This is a genomic window from Paenarthrobacter sp. NPDC089307 (genome assembly GCF_040685055.1).
In the GTDB taxonomy this organism is placed as follows: Bacteria; Actinomycetota; Actinomycetes; order Actinomycetales; family Micrococcaceae; genus Arthrobacter.
The window spans coordinates 37,613-54,599 of sequence record NZ_JBFBHE010000002.1 but is presented as its reverse complement, the minus strand read 5'-3'; the positions used below and the strand labels follow the sequence as shown (position 1 = coordinate 54,599).

18 protein-coding genes are annotated in these 16,987 nt (G+C 63.3%); 15 read left to right on the top strand and 3 right to left on the bottom strand.

The annotated features are described in order from the left end of the window. The first annotated feature begins 5 nt into the window (after window positions 1-5). Together miaA and dapF are read left to right on the top strand one after the other, a co-directional pair. A complete protein-coding gene (gene miaA, locus AB0N72_RS04200; RefSeq protein WP_363934559.1) occupies window positions 6-959 on the top strand; it encodes a tRNA (adenosine(37)-N6)-dimethylallyltransferase MiaA in 954 nt (317 codons plus the stop codon). Between the two features lie 10 nt (window positions 960-969). After that, window positions 970-1,938, top strand: coding sequence for a diaminopimelate epimerase (gene dapF / locus AB0N72_RS04195; RefSeq protein ID WP_363934561.1), 969 nt, complete (start codon window positions 970-972; stop codon window positions 1,936-1,938). Here the strand turns inward: dapF and AB0N72_RS04190 are convergent. Next, window positions 1,919-2,533: a methyltransferase gene (locus AB0N72_RS04190; RefSeq protein WP_363934563.1), complete on the bottom strand. Its 615-nt coding sequence runs from the start codon at window positions 2,531-2,533 to the stop codon at window positions 1,919-1,921. The genes dapF and AB0N72_RS04190 overlap by 20 nt on opposite strands. 516 nt (window positions 2,534-3,049) lie before the next feature. Here AB0N72_RS04190 and hflX point away from each other — a divergent pair. Further along, window positions 3,050-4,612 (top strand): GTPase HflX, encoded by a 1,563-nt coding sequence (gene hflX, locus AB0N72_RS04185; protein WP_363934565.1) that lies wholly within the window; start codon window positions 3,050-3,052, stop codon window positions 4,610-4,612. Beyond that, a complete protein-coding gene (locus AB0N72_RS04180; protein WP_363934567.1) occupies window positions 4,605-6,665 on the top strand; it encodes an ATP-dependent DNA helicase in 2,061 nt (686 codons plus the stop codon). The genes hflX and AB0N72_RS04180 overlap by 8 nt, the downstream gene beginning before the upstream one ends. Before the next feature lie 52 nt (window positions 6,666-6,717). On the opposite strand, the gene lexA is transcribed toward AB0N72_RS04180, so the two are convergent. Continuing rightward, window positions 6,718-7,461, bottom strand: a complete 744-nt coding sequence (gene lexA / locus AB0N72_RS04175) for a transcriptional repressor LexA (RefSeq protein WP_363934569.1) — start codon at window positions 7,459-7,461, stop codon at window positions 6,718-6,720. Between the two features lie 342 nt (window positions 7,462-7,803). On the opposite strand from lexA, the gene AB0N72_RS04170 reads away from it, so the two are divergent. From AB0N72_RS04170 to AB0N72_RS04135, 8 genes are all read left to right on the top strand, one after another. Beyond that, a complete protein-coding gene (locus AB0N72_RS04170) occupies window positions 7,804-8,163 on the top strand; it encodes a LysM peptidoglycan-binding domain-containing protein (protein ID WP_363934570.1) in 360 nt (119 codons plus the stop codon). A gap of 92 nt (window positions 8,164-8,255) precedes the next feature. Beyond that, on the top strand, window positions 8,256-9,374 hold the full coding sequence (locus AB0N72_RS04165; protein ID WP_363934571.1) for a histidinol-phosphate transaminase: 1,119 nt from the start codon (window positions 8,256-8,258) through the stop codon (window positions 9,372-9,374). Window positions 9,375-9,421: 47 nt separating this feature from the next. After that, window positions 9,422-10,048, top strand: a complete 627-nt coding sequence (gene hisB / locus AB0N72_RS04160; RefSeq protein ID WP_363934572.1) for an imidazoleglycerol-phosphate dehydratase HisB — start codon at window positions 9,422-9,424, stop codon at window positions 10,046-10,048. Next, complete coding sequence (hisH, locus tag AB0N72_RS04155; RefSeq protein ID WP_363934574.1) at window positions 10,045-10,788, top strand: imidazole glycerol phosphate synthase subunit HisH; 744 nt, start codon at window positions 10,045-10,047, stop codon at window positions 10,786-10,788. Before hisB ends, hisH begins: the two co-directional genes overlap by 4 nt. Further along, on the top strand, window positions 10,789-10,947 hold the full coding sequence (locus AB0N72_RS04150; RefSeq protein WP_363934576.1) for a hypothetical protein: 159 nt from the start codon (window positions 10,789-10,791) through the stop codon (window positions 10,945-10,947). It abuts the gene before it with no gap. Between the two features lie 47 nt (window positions 10,948-10,994). Beyond that, window positions 10,995-11,738, top strand: coding sequence for a bifunctional 1-(5-phosphoribosyl)-5-((5-phosphoribosylamino)methylideneamino)imidazole-4-carboxamide isomerase/phosphoribosylanthranilate isomerase PriA (gene priA, locus AB0N72_RS04145; protein WP_363934578.1), 744 nt, complete (start codon window positions 10,995-10,997; stop codon window positions 11,736-11,738). Next, the gene (locus AB0N72_RS04140; protein ID WP_363934580.1) at window positions 11,738-12,634 is read left to right on the top strand and encodes an SseB family protein; all 897 of its coding nucleotides are present in this window, start codon (window positions 11,738-11,740) and stop codon (window positions 12,632-12,634) included. Before priA ends, AB0N72_RS04140 begins: the two co-directional genes overlap by 1 nt. Before the next feature lie 49 nt (window positions 12,635-12,683). Next, entirely contained in the window at window positions 12,684-13,988 is a 1,305-nt protein-coding gene (locus AB0N72_RS04135; RefSeq protein WP_363934581.1) for an MFS transporter, read from the top strand. 83 nt (window positions 13,989-14,071) lie between these two features. On the opposite strand, the gene AB0N72_RS04130 is transcribed toward AB0N72_RS04135, so the two are convergent. Beyond that, window positions 14,072-14,464, bottom strand: a complete 393-nt coding sequence (locus AB0N72_RS04130; protein WP_363934582.1) for a DUF1844 domain-containing protein — start codon at window positions 14,462-14,464, stop codon at window positions 14,072-14,074. A 373-nt stretch (window positions 14,465-14,837) separates the two neighbouring features. Here AB0N72_RS04130 and infC point away from each other — a divergent pair, with 373 nt between their 5' ends. The 3 genes from infC (at window position 14,838) to rplT (ending at window position 16,964) form a co-directional block, all read left to right on the top strand. Beyond that, window positions 14,838-15,866 carry a translation initiation factor IF-3 gene (infC, locus tag AB0N72_RS04125; RefSeq protein ID WP_364081221.1) on the top strand — a complete coding sequence of 343 codons (1,029 nt, stop codon included), beginning with the start codon at window positions 14,838-14,840 and terminating at the stop codon, window positions 15,864-15,866. A gap of 118 nt (window positions 15,867-15,984) precedes the next feature. Then, window positions 15,985-16,179: a 50S ribosomal protein L35 gene (rpmI, locus tag AB0N72_RS04120; RefSeq protein WP_363934584.1), complete on the top strand. Its 195-nt coding sequence runs from the start codon at window positions 15,985-15,987 to the stop codon at window positions 16,177-16,179. A gap of 119 nt (window positions 16,180-16,298) precedes the next feature. Continuing rightward, on the top strand, window positions 16,299-16,964 hold the full coding sequence (rplT, locus tag AB0N72_RS04115) for a 50S ribosomal protein L20 (RefSeq protein ID WP_018779094.1): 666 nt from the start codon (window positions 16,299-16,301) through the stop codon (window positions 16,962-16,964). Window positions 16,965-16,987: the final 23 nt, after the last annotated feature.

The following is a 16,987-nucleotide window of genomic DNA, read 5'->3' as shown; positions in this document are numbered from 1 at the left end:
GAACGATGCTGCATTCCCAGCAAGCCCAACCGGTTATTGCCATCGTCGGCCCAACGGGCTCGGGCAAGTCGGATCTGGGCGTCAACCTTGCCTTGGCCCTTGGCGGAGAAGTCATCAATGCCGATGCGCTCCAGTTCTATCGGGGCATGGACATCGGCACAGCCAAGATCAGCGTTGAAGAGCGCAAAGGCGTTCCGCACCACCTCCTGGACACCCTGGACGTCACGCAGGAAGCAAACGTGGCTGACTTCCAGCTCGAATGCCGCGCAACCATTGACGACATCCACGCGAGGGGAAAGCGGGCCATTCTGGTCGGTGGCTCCGGACTTTACGTCCGCGCAGCCCTGGACGTCCTGGAGTTTCCGGGTACGGATCCAGCTGTGCGCAGGCGCCTGGAGGACGAATGCGAAACCAAGGGGCTGGCCCCACTCAGGGCCCGCCTTGAGGAAGTGGACCCCGTGTCGGCAGCACGTCTCGGCGATGCCCGTCGCATTATCCGCGCACTGGAGGTCTACGAACTGACAGCTCGCCCTTTCAGCTCCTTCATGCCTACGCGGGAGTACCACCAACCGGCTGTGCAGATCGGTCTGTCAGTGGACCGTGACGAACTCAGGGAGCGCCTGGGACACCGGGTGCATCGAATGGTCGACGCCGGCCTTGAGCATGAGGTCGGGCTGCTCGAAGCCCAAGGGCTCCGTCGCGGGAAAACGGCGTCACGGGCTTTGGGATACGCACAGTTCCTCAAGGTCCTGGACGGTGAAATGGACGTGCCCACTGCAGTTGAGGAAACCATCGTTGCCACGAGGCAGTTCGCACGCCGGCAACTCACCTGGTTCCGCGCCGACCCGCGGATCTCCTGGCTGGGTTGGAAAGACCCGGATGCGGTGTCCAAGGCCGTCTCCGTAGTCCGCAGCCAGGATCACCTGGGCAATTTCGGGCCGAACACACGTGGAAGGTAGCCTTGGTTCCATGGATGAAACCGCCTCAGTTCCCACCCGTCAGCCTTCGGCTGCCGACGCCTCCGATGCCACGTCAAGCCTTGCCGGATTGGCGTTTTCCAAGGGGCACGGAACCGGCAATGACTTCGTCCTGATCGCTGATCCAGGCGACGCCCACGAGATCACTCCGGGGCAGGTAGCGCAACTGTGCGACCGCCATACGGGCATCGGGGGCGATGGCCTCATCCGTGCCGTTCCTTCCCGGTTCCTCCCGGAGGGGCGCGCATTGCTGGAGGTGGATCCTGCCGCGGAGTGGTTCATGGACTACCGCAATGGAGACGGCTCGTTATCGGAGATGTGCGGCAATGGCGTTCGCGTCTTCGTCCACTTCCTCAACGAGCAGGGCCTGGTGGACCTCGGGCCGGGCGAAACGCTCACCATCGGCACCCGCGGCGGCATCAAGAAAGTAGTGCGCACCGCTAACGGATACGCCGTTGACATGGGCCCGTGGGAGTTCATTTTCCCCGAGGAGGCCACCAGCAAGGCCATGGACGCCTTGGTCAGCGCTGACGGCCTGGAAGTGGCCCGGCCGGGCCTTTCGGTAAGTATGGGCAACCCGCACACCGTGGTCGCCTTGGCAGAACTCAGCGAGCTTTCAGCCACCCAACTGTTCAAGGCTCCCGTTGTTGATCCCAAGCCGGCCAACGGCACCAACGTTGAATTCGTCGTTCCCGCTGAACCGTTGGTCGAAAACGGGGTGGGAACCATCACCATGCGCGTGCATGAGCGTGGAGTGGGGGAGACCCAGTCCTGTGGGACAGGAGCCTGCGCAGCTGCAGTAGCAATACGTCACTGGGCCGGCAGTTCCGCGCCCAACGACTGGCACGTAAAGGTTCCGGGCGGGGTCGTGGGTGTTAAGTTCTTCCCCGGGGCAGGTGGCCGTGAACACGTTGAGTTGAGCGGCCCTGCCGTCATTGTGGCTAGCGGGACGCTTTCCTGACGCGGATGATCCTGAAGGACTTGGACGTGCTTTCGCGGGAAACAGTGAAGGATGCATCCAGTTCCGCGGCCAGCCAGCGCTGCAGGGAGTCCGAGCCCAGGTTCTTCTGAACCACCAGCCAGGCGTTCCCGCCTGGCGCCAGCCGGGGCAACCACGTCAGCAGCAGTGAGTGCAGTTCGTCTTTGCCAATCCGGATAGGCGGATTGGACCAAATGGTGTCGAACTCGACGGCGGGGTCCACCTCGTGTGGGAGGCTGGCGGTGACGTTGTCCAACCCAAGCGCCGCTGCGTTCTCGTTGGTCAGGGCGACGCAGCGTTCGTTGACGTCGACGGCGAACACGCGGGCATGCGGGGCTTTCAGGCCAAGGGTCAGGGCTATCGGACCCCAACCGCAGCCGATGTCCAGCAGGTTCCCGTTGGGAGAGGGCGGCGGAACGTCCGACAGGAGAATCGCAGTGCCTTTGTCCACGCCGTCGGGGCTGAAGATCCCCGAGGACGTCTGCAGGTGGCGCGTTGCCCCCGCGAGCTCCACTGTCAGAGGCTTGCGGGTGAACGGTCCGGCCGGCTGGGCGGTGAAATAGTGTGCAGACTCCATAATTTGCCAGATTAGTTGGCTATCGGCGCCTTGGGAAACCGTCATCGACCAAGGCCTGGTTTGACACTGCTGGTAGTATTGAAGTCATGTTCTTGATCTTTGAGTAATCAGCCGAATCCGCCTGAATTGTCAGGCGTTCAACGGCACCGCCCGCGATGCAGGCCCGGCTTGGCATATACGCCCAGCCCGCGGCCTTTCCGCCCGGCAGGTCCCACCGGCATTCGTCCAGCATCCATTTCCACGGTGCCGGACACTCAGAAGATCAAGCCCCACCCAATTCATACCCAGGATTGCGCGATCATGCGATTCCTGACGGGGCAGTTCGACGACTTCCGACAGGCCGGGGCCTCCCTGCGGATACACCTGCCAGATCACCTTCGCCACGGCCCCAACAAGCCAGTGGCGTTCAGCACACAGGAGGCCACTTTGGCCCAAGCCCGTCAGCCCAGCGCGAAGAGCGCCCCATCAAGCAACAAACAGCACTATTCTGGAATTGCCGAACAGTCTAAGGAGACCATGACCACCCAGAAGCACTCCGGATCCGATTCCGACGCCCAGGACATGAGTCCTGAACAAATCCAGGCCGTCATTGACCGGATTCTTTCCAAGGATGTCCCTGCGCAGGCAACCGATGACAACGACGCCAACGGCGTGTTCGGCAAGGCACAGGCGATTTCCACCCTGGACCAAGAGCACAGCATCTACGACGGCGACCAGGAAGACCTCGCTGAGCGCCGCGCCTTGCGCCGCACCGCCGGATTGTCCACCGAACTCGAAGACGTCACAGAGGTTGAATACCGGCAGTTGCGCCTCGAAAGGGTCGTATTGGCCGGCTTGTGGACAGAAGGAACCTTGGCCGACGCTGAGAACTCCTTGCGCGAACTGGCAGCCCTCGCCGAAACCGCAGGTTCAGAGGTACTCGACGGTTTGGTTCAACGGCGTACCAAGCCGGACCCCGGGACGTTCCTTGGATCGGGCAAGGCACAGGAACTCAAGGACATTGTTGCAGCCACCGGCGCGGATACCGTGGTGGTTGACACCGAACTGGCGCCCTCACAGCGACGCGGACTTGAGGACATCGTTAAGGTCAAGGTCGTTGACCGGACCACCCTGATCCTGGACATCTTCGCCCAGCACGCCAAGAGCCGTGAAGGCAAGGCGCAAGTTGAGCTCGCACAGTTGGAATACCTGCTTCCGCGCCTGCGCGGTTGGGGTGATTCCATGTCCCGCCAGGCCGGTGGCCAGGTAGGTGGAGCCGGCGCAGGCATGGGATCGCGCGGTCCCGGTGAAACCAAGATCGAACTGGACCGTCGTCGCATCCGCACGCGCATGGCTAAACTGCGCCGTGAAATCGCCGCGATGAAGCCGGCCCGGGAGACCAAGCGCGCCAACCGCCGTCGTAATGCTGTTCCGTCGGTGGCGATTGCCGGGTACACCAACGCCGGTAAGTCGTCGCTGTTGAACCGCCTTACTGACGCAGGCGTCCTGGTGGAGAACGCCCTGTTCGCCACCTTGGATCCCACTGTCCGTAAAGCGCAGACCCCTGATGGCATTGGCTACACGTTGGCCGACACCGTGGGATTCGTGCGCTCCCTGCCCACCCAGCTGGTGGAAGCCTTCCGGTCAACGCTGGAAGAGGTGGCTGATGCGGACCTCATCCTTCACGTCGTCGATGCTTCCCATCCGGACCCCGAAGGGCAGATCGCCGCAGTCCGCGCTGTCTTTACCGAGGTTGATGCGCGCAAGGTTCCCGAGATCATCGTCCTGAACAAGGTTGATGTGGCTGATCCCTTCGTGGTGGAACGCCTCAAGCAGAAGGAAGCGCGGCACGCTGTGGTTTCCACCCGTACGGGCCAGGGAATCGCCGAACTGCTCGAGGACATCAGCCGCTCCATCCCGCGCCCGGGCGTGCGGCTTGAGCTGCTTATTCCTTACGATCGCGGCGAATTGATCAGTAAGTTGCACAGCTCCGATTCGGAAATCCTCAGCATCGAGCACGAGGAAAACGGTACGCGCGTCGTTGTCATGGTCCGCGAAGGATTGGCAGCCGAGCTGGAGTCATTCGTCAGCAATGGTTGAGAAGGTGGCGGCGGACGCCGTCGAGTCGGTGGGGGAGAAGACCACCCTCGAGTTGTTGGACCGGGCTGTAGCGGGCATGGGCGGCCAAAGCCGTGCCGGCCAGCACGAAATGGCCAAGCATGTCACCCGGGCCATCGAGACCGGGGAGCATCTGCTGGTCCAGGCGGGAACGGGAACAGGCAAGTCTTTGGCTTACCTGATTCCGTTGATCGCCCATTCCATGGACAGCGATAAACCGACACTCGTGTCCACCGCCACCCTGGCGCTCCAGACCCAGATTGTTGGCCGGGATCTTCCCCGGCTGCTGGAGACCATCAATCCTGCCCTGGAGCGTCCGGTCAACGTAGCGCTCGTCAAGGGACGGGCCAACTACGTCTGCCTTCAGAAACTTGAAGGCGGCTTTCCCAGCGAAGAACCTTCCGAAGGACAGCTCTTCTCCTTGGGCGAGGACACCAGCGTTCCGCACTTCGCGGCGTCCATGGGTGGGCCGCAATCGCAGCTTGGCAAGGAAGTGGTCCGGCTCCGTGAATGGGCTGAAAAGACCTCCACCGGAGACCGCGACGAACTGATGCCCGGTGTCACCGACCGTGCTTGGCGGCAGGTGTCCGTGACCTCGATGGAATGCCTCGGTGCACAAAAGTGCCCCGTCGCCGAGGAGTGCTTCAGCGAGCTTGCCCGGTCCCGCGCTGCTGAAGCCGATGTCGTGGTCACCAACCACGCCATGCTGGCTGTCAGCGCTTTTGAAGGCTTGGCAGTCCTGCCTGAATACGATGTTGTGGTGGTGGACGAAGCCCACGAACTGCAGGACCGGGTTACAGGTGCGGTGTCGGGGCAGTTGTCGGTGGCCATGGTCCACGCAGCTGCATCGAGTGCCCGGAAACACACGGCCATCACAGTCGATGCCCTCAATGCTGCCGCGGACCGCTTGGCTATGGCCATCGCCGGTGTCCCCAACGGGCTCTTGCCGAACGGGCTCAACGACGAACAGCTCGATTGCCTCGACCAGTTGCGCGATGCCACGCGGGCTGCCCTGTCCGATTCGAAGACAGATCCCTCAAACGCCGCCGACGGCGGCAGGCAGCTGGCCAGGTCACGGCTCATGCTGATCCTCGAGCTGTGCGAGCGGATGCTCGCCGCCAAGGAGAACCGGGAGGTCGTGTGGTTCTCGCGCAACAGCACTTTTGATCCCCAGCAGGGATACTCACAACCGGACGAGACGGCGCCGGCGCTCATCAACATCGCACCGCTGAGCGTTGCGGGCCGTTTGCGTGAGGGATTGTTCGCCGGACACACTGTGGTGCTGACCTCCGCCACGCTGGCGATTGGCTCGGCTTTTGAACCTGCAGCCGGAGGGCTTGGCCTGATTGGCGACGGCGCTCCCAGCTGGACAGGCATCGACGTCGGATCGCCTTTCGACTACCCCAAGCAGGGGGTGCTGTATGTGGCGAAGCACCTTCCCAAACCCGGCCGCGGCACCTCCCCGGAGGCCTTGGACGAGCTGGAAGACCTGATCCGGGCATCTGGCGGGGGAGCGCTGTGTCTCTTCTCCTCGCGGCGGGCAGCCGAAGAGGCGGCCGACGCAATGCGCCTACGACTGGATGTGGACATCCTTTGCCAAGGCGAGTCCACCATGGCGGCCCTGGTTAAGCAGTTCGCCGACGAGCCCGATACCTGCCTCTTCGGAACGATGTCGCTGTGGCAGGGTGTGGATGTCCCGGGTGGTTCATGCCGCCTCGTGGTCATTGACCGTATTCCGTTTCCGCGTCCCGACGATCCTTTGATGACGGCACGGTCCCGCGCGGTGGCGCAGTCAGGCGGGAATGGATTCATGGCAGTCTCGGCCACTCACGCAGCTATCCGTCTTGCCCAGGGTGCCGGGCGCCTGATCCGCTCCACCGGGGACAAAGGCGTGGTGGCGGTACTCGATCCCCGCCTCTCCACGGAGAGGTACGGCGGATTCCTGCGGGCCGCCCTGCCGCCGTTCTGGGCGACTACGGACCGTTCGGTGGTACGTGGTGTCCTGGAGCGGTTGGGATCCTCCAGGAAGGCCTGACGGGCCCCCTGCCGCGCCCTGGAGGCGCTGCCCCGGAGGCCAACGAGGGAAGCTAGAGGGACCGAAGTACGGAGACGACCTTGCCCATGATGGTTGCCTGGTCGCCGAGGATGGGTTCGTACTGGGTGTTCTGGGGCAGCAGCCAGGTATGGCCATCCCGCTGGCGGAATGTTTTCACAGTGGCTTCATCATCCAGCAGCGCAGCCACGATGTCCCCGTTGATGGCATCGTTCTGGCGGCGGACAACTACCCAGTCCCCGTCGCAGATGGCGGCATCGATCATGGAGTCTCCGGCGACCTTCAGCATGAAGAGCTCGCCGTGTCCCACGAGCTGCCTGGGCAGGGGGAGTACGTCCTCCACAGTCTGGTCGGCGAGGATGGGGCCACCTGCCGCGATGCGGCCTACCAGGGGAACCATGGCGGTATCGCTTGCGCTGGCAAGCTCCGTGACGGCCAGGCCGCCGGTGCTCCTGAGGCTTGCCGGTGCTTCGACACCCGGGATCGGACCGCCATCAAGTGTCAGCGGCATCAGCACTTCCATGGCCCGGGGCCGCTTGGGATCCCTGCGGAGGTAGCCAAGCTTTTCGAGCTGCGAGAGCTGGTGCGTGACGCTGGACAGGCTGGCCAGTCCTACGGTGTCGCCGATTTCACGCATGCTGGGTGGATAGCCGTTGTCGTTGACGGAACGCTGAATCGTCTCCAGGATCTTCTTCTGGCGCACGGTAAGGCTCTTGGGAGACTTTTGAGGCTGTTGGCTCCGCAGGGGTGCCCCGCCGCCTGTGGCTTTCGCTGCCATGTTCGCCAATGCCTTTCGTTCCGCCCCGAAGTGAGCCGGGGATGCAGGGCCTGAAAAAATGTCAGACCCTCCTGTTCCACTGAAACAGTGCTGTTTCTTCACTCAAACGTAGGGCAGCCACAGGCGTTTATCAAACATTTGTTCTAGCGAGTCTCGACACCGTTCGTTGATAAGTGCTAAAAATGTCATAGCAAGGTTCGAATATGTGTTCTATAAACACCGTCCCAAGGCTTGATGTTCGAACAGGACGTTCGAACACCGGGCAAGGCCGGGAACACAAAGAATTGGCAGCCCTGCTCCGGAAGCCCCGGAGCAAGGCAATAGCTCAGAAGGGCTCAGCTCATGTCCGCAATCACTTCGTTCGCTGATTTCCGCACCACCCAGGCACCCGCCCGCCTGCGCCTCACCCGCCGGGGCCGCATGGTCTTCTTTGGTATCCCGGCAATGCTCCTGGTGGCCGCCCTGCTTAGCCTGGCCGGTTTCATCACTTCCCCTGCCAAGGCTTCCGACTCCCAGGCGCAGCTGCAGCCGCCGGTTGCTGTGTCTGTGACCGTTCAGCCGGGCCAGTCCCTGTGGGGCATCGCCGGCGCTGCGGCTCCGGAACGGGATCCCCGTGATGTCATCGCCGAAATCATCCAGCTCAATGACCTCCGTGGCGGACGCATTCTTCCCGGGCAGCAGCTGTTCGTACCGGCCCACTGAAACGGCCGATGCACGGTGCCGATCGTGCGCCCGGATCTCTGCCCGGACGTCACAGTTACTCGGCAGTCCCAGTGGCCCCTTAAACTGTTCTAGTGAGTGAGCAGCTTGAGCGACTTGACCGACTTCCCCTCCGGACCAACCTGCGTGGACTGAGCCCCTATGGCGCACCGCAGCTCGATGTCCCCGTCCTGCTCAACGTCAACGAGAACACCCATGGCGTGCCAGCCGATGTCCAAGCTGCCATTACAGAGGCTGTGGCAGCAGCTGCAACTGGACTGAACCGCTATCCGGACCGCGAGTTCACTGACCTCCGCGAGGCCCTAGCCCAGTACCTTGGCCACGGCCTCTCTGCAGAGAACATCTGGGCCGCCAACGGATCAAACGAGGTCCTTCAGCAGATTCTCCAGGCGTTCGGCGGCCCGGGACGCAGGGCCCTTGGCTTCCCTCCCACGTACTCGATGTACCCGCTGCTGGCGAGCGGCACTGATACCGAGTACATCCGCGGAGTCCGCGCCGACGACTACGGTTTGGACGCGGAGTCTGCAGCTGCCCAGGTTCGGGAAACCGGGGCCAACATCGTCTTTCTGTGCTCCCCGAACAACCCCACGGGTACGGGCTTGGGCCTGGATGTGGTTGAGGCTGTGTATCGCGCCGGCGAAGCAAGCCAGGCCATTGTGATCGTGGATGAGGCGTACCACGAGTTCGCGCACGACAACACCCCGAGCGCCTTGACCTTGCTGCCCGGCCGTGAGCGGTTGATCGTTTCGCGCACCATGAGCAAGGCCTTCGCCCTGGCGGGCGCCCGTCTTGGCTACATGGCCGCCGCCCCCGAAGTTACGGACGCCATCAGGTTGGTCCGCCTGCCCTACCACCTGTCAGCCGTCACGCAGGCCACCGCCCTTGCAGCGTTGACCCACCGCGAAGCCCTCATGGCCGACGTCGAAGACATCAAGGTCCAGCGGGACCGCATCGTCACCGAACTTCTGCGCATGGGGCTCAAGCCGGCCGCGTCGGACTCCAACTATGTGTTCTTCGGCGGTCTTGAAAACCCCCACGAGATCTGGCAGGGCCTGCTCGATGCCGGCGTGCTCATCCGCGATGTCGGGATCCCGGGACACTTGCGGGTCACCGCGGGCACCGAGCCTGAAACCACTGCTTTCCTTGAGGCCCTGGAGGCACTCCTGGACGGCGAGGCATCCCGGCCCGCCTAGACTTGTCCATAGACCCAAACCAATCCTCCGTGTATAAGGACGTCCCAATGAGCGAAACCGGCGCTACGCCGTCCGCTGCCCGCACTGCGCGCATGGAGCGCACCACCAGCGAATCTTCCGTGCTGGTGGAGATCAACCTGGACGGCTCCGGCATTTCAGACATCAGCACCTCGGTACCGTTCTACGACCACATGCTGACGGCCCTGTGCAAGCACTCGCTGATTGACATGACCGTCAAGGCAACCGGGGACACCCACATCGATGCGCACCACACGGTGGAAGACGTTGCCATCACTTTCGGGGAGGTCCTCCGGACGGCCCTCGGCGACAAGGCCGGCATCCGCCGCTTCGGCGAAGCCACCGTGCCGTTGGATGAGGCCCTCGCGCACGCAGTCGTGGATGTTTCCGGCCGTCCCTACCTGGTGCACGACGGTGAACCCGCAGGCCAGGAGTACCACCTGATCGGCGGTCACTTCACAGGTTCGTTGACCCGCCACGTGTTTGAGGCGATTACCTTGCACGCCGGCATCTGCCTGCACATGAACGTTCTCGCTGGCCGGGATCCCCACCACATCGTGGAGGCACAGTTCAAGGCTTTTGCCCGTGCCCTTCGCGCCGCAGTTGAGTCCGACCCCCGCGTTGAAGGAATCCCCTCCACCAAGGGGGCACTGTGAGCGGCCAGATCCTGAAAAACGGTGCAGTTGCTGACGCGGCTGCCTCTGTGAAGCCGGAGTCCCCTGAAGGCAAGCCGACGGTAACTGTGCTGGACTATGGATCCGGCAACGTCCGGTCGGCCGTCCGTGCCCTGGAACGGGCAGGTGCCCACGTGGTGCTTAGCTCCAAGCCTGAGGACGTGCTCAACGCCGACGGCCTGGTCGTTCCCGGTGTCGGCGCGTACGAGACCGTGATGAAGGAACTCAAAGCTGTTGACGCCATCCGGATGATTGGACGCCGGGTTGCCGGCAGCCGCCCGGTGCTGGCCATCTGTGTGGGCCTGCAGGTTCTCTTCGAGGCTGGCGTGGAGCACGGTACCGAGTCCGAGGGCATGGCTGAATGGCCGGGAAAGGTGGAGCTTCTGCCTGCTCCCGTAGTGCCGCACATGGGATGGAACACTGTTGATGTACCGGAGGGTTCCAAGCTCTTCGCCGGCGTCGAGCAGGAGCGTTTCTACTTTGTGCACTCCTACGGTGTGCAGGAGTGGAACTTCGACGTCGTCCAGCCGCGCATGGCGCCGCCCATGGTCACATGGTCAGAGCATGGCGCCCGGTTTATTGCCGCCGTGGAAAACGGCCCGCTGTGCGCTACCCAGTTCCACCCTGAGAAATCAGGCGATGCCGGGGCCCGGCTCCTGCGCAACTGGGTCGACAGCCTGCGCAAGCCCTCGCCGGAAGCATCCGGAAGCGGTGCTGCCTGAATGTGGTCGGTAGTCCTCATGGGCCTGGCCGGGGTGTTGGTTGGCGGAGGAATTTCCTTCCATCAGCAAAAGAAGCCCCGCTGGGTCTCCGTTTCCTTCTATGCGCTGGCGGGGATGTCCCTGCTGGCTGCCTATCTCCTGACACTTCCCGGTAACTGAACCGCCGGTCCCTCACCAGCGGCCCCCCAAAAAAACCAAGGACACTCATGACCACCTCCACCCAGTCCATTCTGGAACTCCTGCCTGCCGTCGACATCGTGGACGGCCAGGCGGTTCGCCTCCTGCAAGGAGAAGCGGGCTCGGAAACCAGCTACGGAACGCCCCTTGAGGCAGCCTTGAACTGGCAGAACGACGGTGCGGAATGGGTTCATATGGTTGACCTGGACGCCGCCTTCGGCCGAGGCAACAACGCCGCGCTGATCAGTGAGGTCGTGTCGCAGCTCAACGTCAAGGTTGAGCTGTCCGGCGGCCTGCGGGACGACGAATCCCTTGAAAGGGCCCTTGAGTTGGGTGTTGCCCGGGTAAACCTTGGTACGGCGGCCTTGGAGAACCCCGAGTGGACGCGGCGGGCCATCGATCGTTTCGGTGACAAGATCGCCGTCGGGCTTGATGTTCGAGGTACCACCCTTGCCGGTCGCGGATGGACCAAGGAGGGCGGCGATCTTTGGGAGGTTTTGGCCCGGCTTGAGGACGCCGGGTGCGCCCGCTATGTGGTCACCGACGTGACCAAGGACGGTACGCTGCAAGGTCCTAACGTGGAACTGCTGCGCCAGATGGTCGAGAAAACCGGCAAGCCCGTGGTGGCTTCGGGCGGTATCTCCAGCCTGGAAGATCTCCGGGTCCTGCGCGAACTCGTTCCGCTCGGGGTTGAGGGCGCGATTGTGGGCAAGGCCCTGTATTCAGGCGCCTTCACCCTGCCCGAAGCCCTGGACGTTGCCGGCCGCCGCTGATGGGCCGCCACTCAGCCCACCAGCCGGAGAAGCGTGAACTGCCCGGCCACATCGCCGCAGCATTGGCCGGCGCAGGGGGAGCAACGGATTCTGCGGGCCAACCATGGGCCGGCAGGAGCCTCGCCGGAGACGATGCCAGCATCCACAACTTCGAGGACGACGACGGAACTGCCGACGCCGGTTATCTCGCCGCCATTGCGGCGCTGATCGACGGAACCGGCGGCGAGGCCGGTGTGGTAGCTTCCTTGGCTACGGCACGGGTTTTTGTACCGGTTGTTGCCCAGCTGGCCGAGGAAGCCGAGGGCGTCGACGGCCTGAATGCCGACAAGCAGGCCGATATGGCCTTGGTCACACTCAAGGCCCCCGATGGCCGCACGGCAATGCCGGTATTCACGTCGGCGGCCGCCCTGGAAGCATGGCACCCCCAGGCCCGTCCGGTAGCTGTTTATGCGGCCAGGGCGGCGCTTTCGGCAGTCTCGGAAGGTGCCCAACTCCTGGTTTTGGATCCCGGTTCCGACTTCGCCTTCGTTGTCCGGCGCCCAGCCATGTGGGCCTTGGCGCAGCAGAAGGACTGGACGCCGTCATACCTTGATGATCAACTGGAGACTGCTCTCGTTTCGACAGTTTCAGCCATCAGCGCGGTACGCCGCCTTGAGACGCAGGCCGGCGGCGGCGTTGCATCGCTCACCGCTGACGGCCGCCAGGTGTCCGGCGGTGGTCCGGGTCCGGAACTGCGGGTGGTGCTCTACCTTGAGGACGGGCTCGACGCCGCGGCGGTTCAAACGCTTGTGGCCCAACTGAACGATGCGTGGGCAAGCATGGATTCCTTTGCCGAAGGCGTCGATTCGATGGAAGTAAAACTGCAGCGCGCAGCGCAGGAGCCCGCGCCGCACTAATGGCAGGTCCGGTTCCCCGGGGTTGCCCGGGGAAATGAGGATTGAGCCAGTGAACTTCGCTCTCTACAAAGAGATGCTGTCAATACGCCCTGTCCGGCGGCTGCTGGTTGTCGGGATGATTGCCCGTATCCCGCATTCGGCCGCCGGGGTGCTCCTGACCCTCCACATTGTCCTGACGCTTGGCCAAGGCTACGCCGCTGCGGGTGCAGCGGCTGCGGTCATGACCATTGGCATCGCTTTGGGAGCCCCGTGGCGGGGGCGCAGGGTGGACATGGTGGGGCTGCGGAAGGCGTTGATCCCCTCGGTCGTCTCGGAGACGGTCATCTGGTCGATCGTGCCGCATGTTTCTTACCAGTGGCTGCTGCCGCTGGTCTTTATTGGCGGTCTTTTCACGTTGCCGATCTTCAGTGTTGTCCGCCAGTCGCTGGGCGTCATGGTGGACGGGGAACAGCGGCGTTCGGCATTTGCCTTGGACTCCATTGCCACCGAGCTTGTCTTCATGATTGGTCCTGCGGTCGGCGCCGTGGTCGCAACCAGCGGCTACTCGGCCCTTGGCCTCACCGCAGTAGGTATCTCCGTTTCCGTGGCCGGTCTTTTCCTCATGTGGTTCAACCCGCCCACCCGCAGCGACGCCGCCTGCACGCCGGAGGAATCGGCGGATCGCCAGACGGATGATCTTGCTGCTGCTGAGGCGGCCATGGTGGCTTCGGCTCCCGCGCATGTCCAGGAAGCGGCCTCGGAAATGGCGTCGGCAACCTCGCGCACAGCGTCCCTCCGGAATCGTGTGGCCAGGAACTTCACCTGGTTTACGGTCTCTGTTGCGGCGCTCTTCGCAGTGGCCGCCGGCTCCGGCATGGTGCTCAGCGGGTCCGATGTCAGCATCGTCGGGCTGCTGGAACGTGGCGGCCATCAAAATGAGATCGGAATCGTCTTCTTTTTCTGGTGCGCTGCCTCAGTCATCGGAGGCCTCATCTACGGGTCCATGAAGCGGCCCATCTCGCCCATGCTCCTGCTGCTCGGCATGGCGGCCTTGACCATTCCGATGGGTTTTGCCCGGGACACGTGGACGCTGGCCTTCCTCTCGCTCCTGCCCGGATTGCTGTGCGCGCCGGTCTTGTCGGCGTCCTCCGAGAAGGTGGCCGATCTTGTGGAAGAGGATCGGCGAGGCGAGGCAATGGGTTGGTACGGGTCCGCACTGACTGCGGGTGTGGCGTTGGGCGCACCGCTGGCAGGTGTGTTCATCGACACCGTGGGCCCGTCGGGCGGTTTCGCCGCCGTCGGCATAGCCGGCGTGGCGCTGTGCGCCACTGGCCTGGTTCTGATGTCCATCCGCCGGAGGGCCGCGCGGGTCTGACCCCTGCCAAGCCGGCAGACGACGACGGCGGGCCGACCACTGAAGGTCGACCCGCCGTCGCTGTTTGTCCAGGCAGTTGGGGACTAGTTCACCGGTCCGGTGAACTTTTCGCCCGGGCCCTTGCCCGGGGCGTCCGGAATTATGGAGGCCTCGCGGAACGCCAGCTGGAGGGAGCGCAGTCCATCGCGCAACGGGCCGGCGTGCTGTGAGCCGATTTCGGGGGCGGCTGCGGAGACCAGGCCGGCCAGCGCGGTGATCAGCTTGCGGGCTTCGTCAAGGTCCTTGAGGTCCTCGGCGTTGGGGTCGTCGGCGAGCCCAACCTTGACGGCTGCGGCACTCATGAGGTGCACGGCGCCTGTAGTGATGACTTCCACGGCCGGAACCTCGGCGATGTCGCGGATCTGCTGGGAGACCCCGGCATCAGCGGGGGCGTCTCCGCCGTAGGAGTTGCGGGAATTGCTGTCTTCAGTGCTCATACTGGTAAGCTTGTCACAGACCGACTGGAAGTCGATATTCACCGGGAAGATCCACGTATTCACGGAGAAGATCCACAGTCAACAGTCCCGCCGCCCGCAATGTGCGCTTGGCGGGTTGTTTCTGTAGAATTGACTTTCAGTTTGCAAGCGGAGTTCTCTCCCACCCGCGTCAGCCGTTTCCCTTCGGGGACAGGATCCCCTTTACGGGGCAAGAGGTTGCCGGGTACCTGGTCGGACACTCCGGGGTTGACCCCCGGAAGTGCGTGCTTTCCATTGAGGAAGTGCAGCCGATCTTCGAGGCCTTCGATTGCGCCAGCAATTGGGGGCCTTCTCTTTTTGCCGGTGACACCACCACAACCACAGGAGCTTTAACATTAGCGAGCCAAGAATCAATGAGCGTATCCGCGTCCCCGAGGTGCGGCTGGTCGGCCCTGCCGGCGAACAGGTAGGAATTGTCCGCATCGAGGACGCTCTGCGTCTTGCTGCCGAATCCGATCTCGATCTCGTTGAAGTTGCGCCGCAGGCTAAGCCTCCTGTTTGCAAGTTGATGGACTTCGGCAAGTACAAGTACGAAGCCGCCGTCAAGGCACGCGAAGCCCGCAAGAACCAGACCAACACGGTTCTGAAGGAAATCCGCTTCCGCCTCAAGATCGACAAGCACGACTACGAAACCAAGCGCGGGCATGCCCTTCGCTTCCTCGGAGCCGGTGACAAGGTCAAGGCCATGATCCAGTTCCGCGGCCGTGAGCAGCAGCGTCCCGAAATGGGTATCCGCTTGCTGCAGCGTTTCGCCGAAGATGTGGCCGAGGTTGGCGTCATTGAGTCCAGCCCGCGCATCGATGGCCGCAACATGGTCATGGTGATCGGACCGTTGAAGAACAAGGCAGAGGCCAAGGCTGAAGCCCGTCGTGCCACCCAGCGTGCAGAAGCCAAGGCGCAGAATGAGGCCAAGGCCGCAGGACGCGTTGACACAACGGGGGAGCAGGCACCGCTGACGCAGAGCCTCGCTGACCTTCTGCCCGAAGGCTTCACGGTCTCGGAAGAGGAAACCACCCAGGAAGCTCCGGCAGCTCCTGAGGCAGCCGCAACTGAGGAAGCTGCGGTTGTCGAAGAAGCAGCAGCCGATGCTCCGGTTGCAGAAGAAGCACCCGCTGTGGCCCAGGAAGCACCGGTTGCTGAGGAAGCTCCGGCTCCCCAGGAAGCTCCCGCTCCCAAGGCTGCCCCGGCTCCGAAGGCGGCAACGGTGGAGGCAGTTCCCAAGCCTGCGGTTCCGGCGGCAGCTCCGAAGCCTGCGGTCCCTTCGGCCCCCAAGCCTGTGGCCAAGCCGGCGGCTCCCAAGCCGGCAGCCCGGCCCACGGCCCCCAAGGCCGCGCCGAAGCCTGCAACACGCAAGACCAATTAGTTCAACGCCGCGGAGGCCCTGGCCTCCGGCGGCACGTAACCAGCACGTCGGCCCCTGTTGGCCGGCTGCGCGATAGAATCGCGGACTTGTCCGTGGATACGTAAGGAGATCGGTTCCCATGCCGAAGATGAAGACCCACAGCGGTGCTAAGAAGCGCTTCAAGCTGACCGGTAGCGGCAAGCTGAAGCGCCAGCAGGCCAACCGCCGTCACTACCTGGAGCACAAGTCCTCCAGGCTGACCCGTCGCCTCGCCGGCGACAAGCTCGTCTTCAAGGGCGATGCCAAGGTCATCAAGAAGATGCTCGGCGTCTAAGTTCCAAGTTCTTTGGTAACTGCCATCCGGCAGGAACCGACTACACCAAAAGCCTTCTCAGGCCGGCCGGATTTCCGGCAGTAGCAGCTTGGGATAAAGATTTCTGAAGGAGTACGCACGTGGCACGTGTGAAGCGGGCGGTAAACGCCCACAAGAAGCGCCGGGTTGTCCTCGAACGCGCCAAGGGTTACCGCGGTCAGCGTTCGCGCTTGTACCGCAAGGCCAAAGAGCAGCTGCTGCACTCGTTTGTGTACAGCTACGGCGACCGCCGCAAGAAGAAGGGCGACTTCCGTCGCCTCTGGATCCAGCGCATCAACGCTGCATCCCGCGCCAACGGCCTCACCTACAACCGTCTCATCCAGGGCCTCAAGGCCGCTGAGGTTGAGGTTGACCGCCGCATGCTGGCCGAACTGGCTGTTTCCGACGCCAACGCTTTCGCCGCTCTGGTGAACGTTGCGAAGGCTGCCCTGCCGGCCGACACGTCCGCTCCGGCTGCCAAGGCTGCTCCGAAGGCCAAGGTTGCTCCGGCTGTCGCTACGGCTCCGGCTGTCAAGGCTGTTGTCTCCGAAAAGCCGGCCATCGACGGCGCTGTCGCTGCCGACGGTGACGAGGCTCCGGAAGGCTACGCCATCAAGGGCAACGCCGAGTCCAAGAAGTACCACGTACCGGGTTCCACCTGGTACAACACCACCGCTGCTGAATACTGGTTCTCCACGGTTGAAGCTGCAAAGGCTGCCGGTTTCGAGCCGGCCGGCGGCGAAGCCCGCCAGCAGATCAAGAACTAGTCGCAACTGCCACTAAAGTTCTT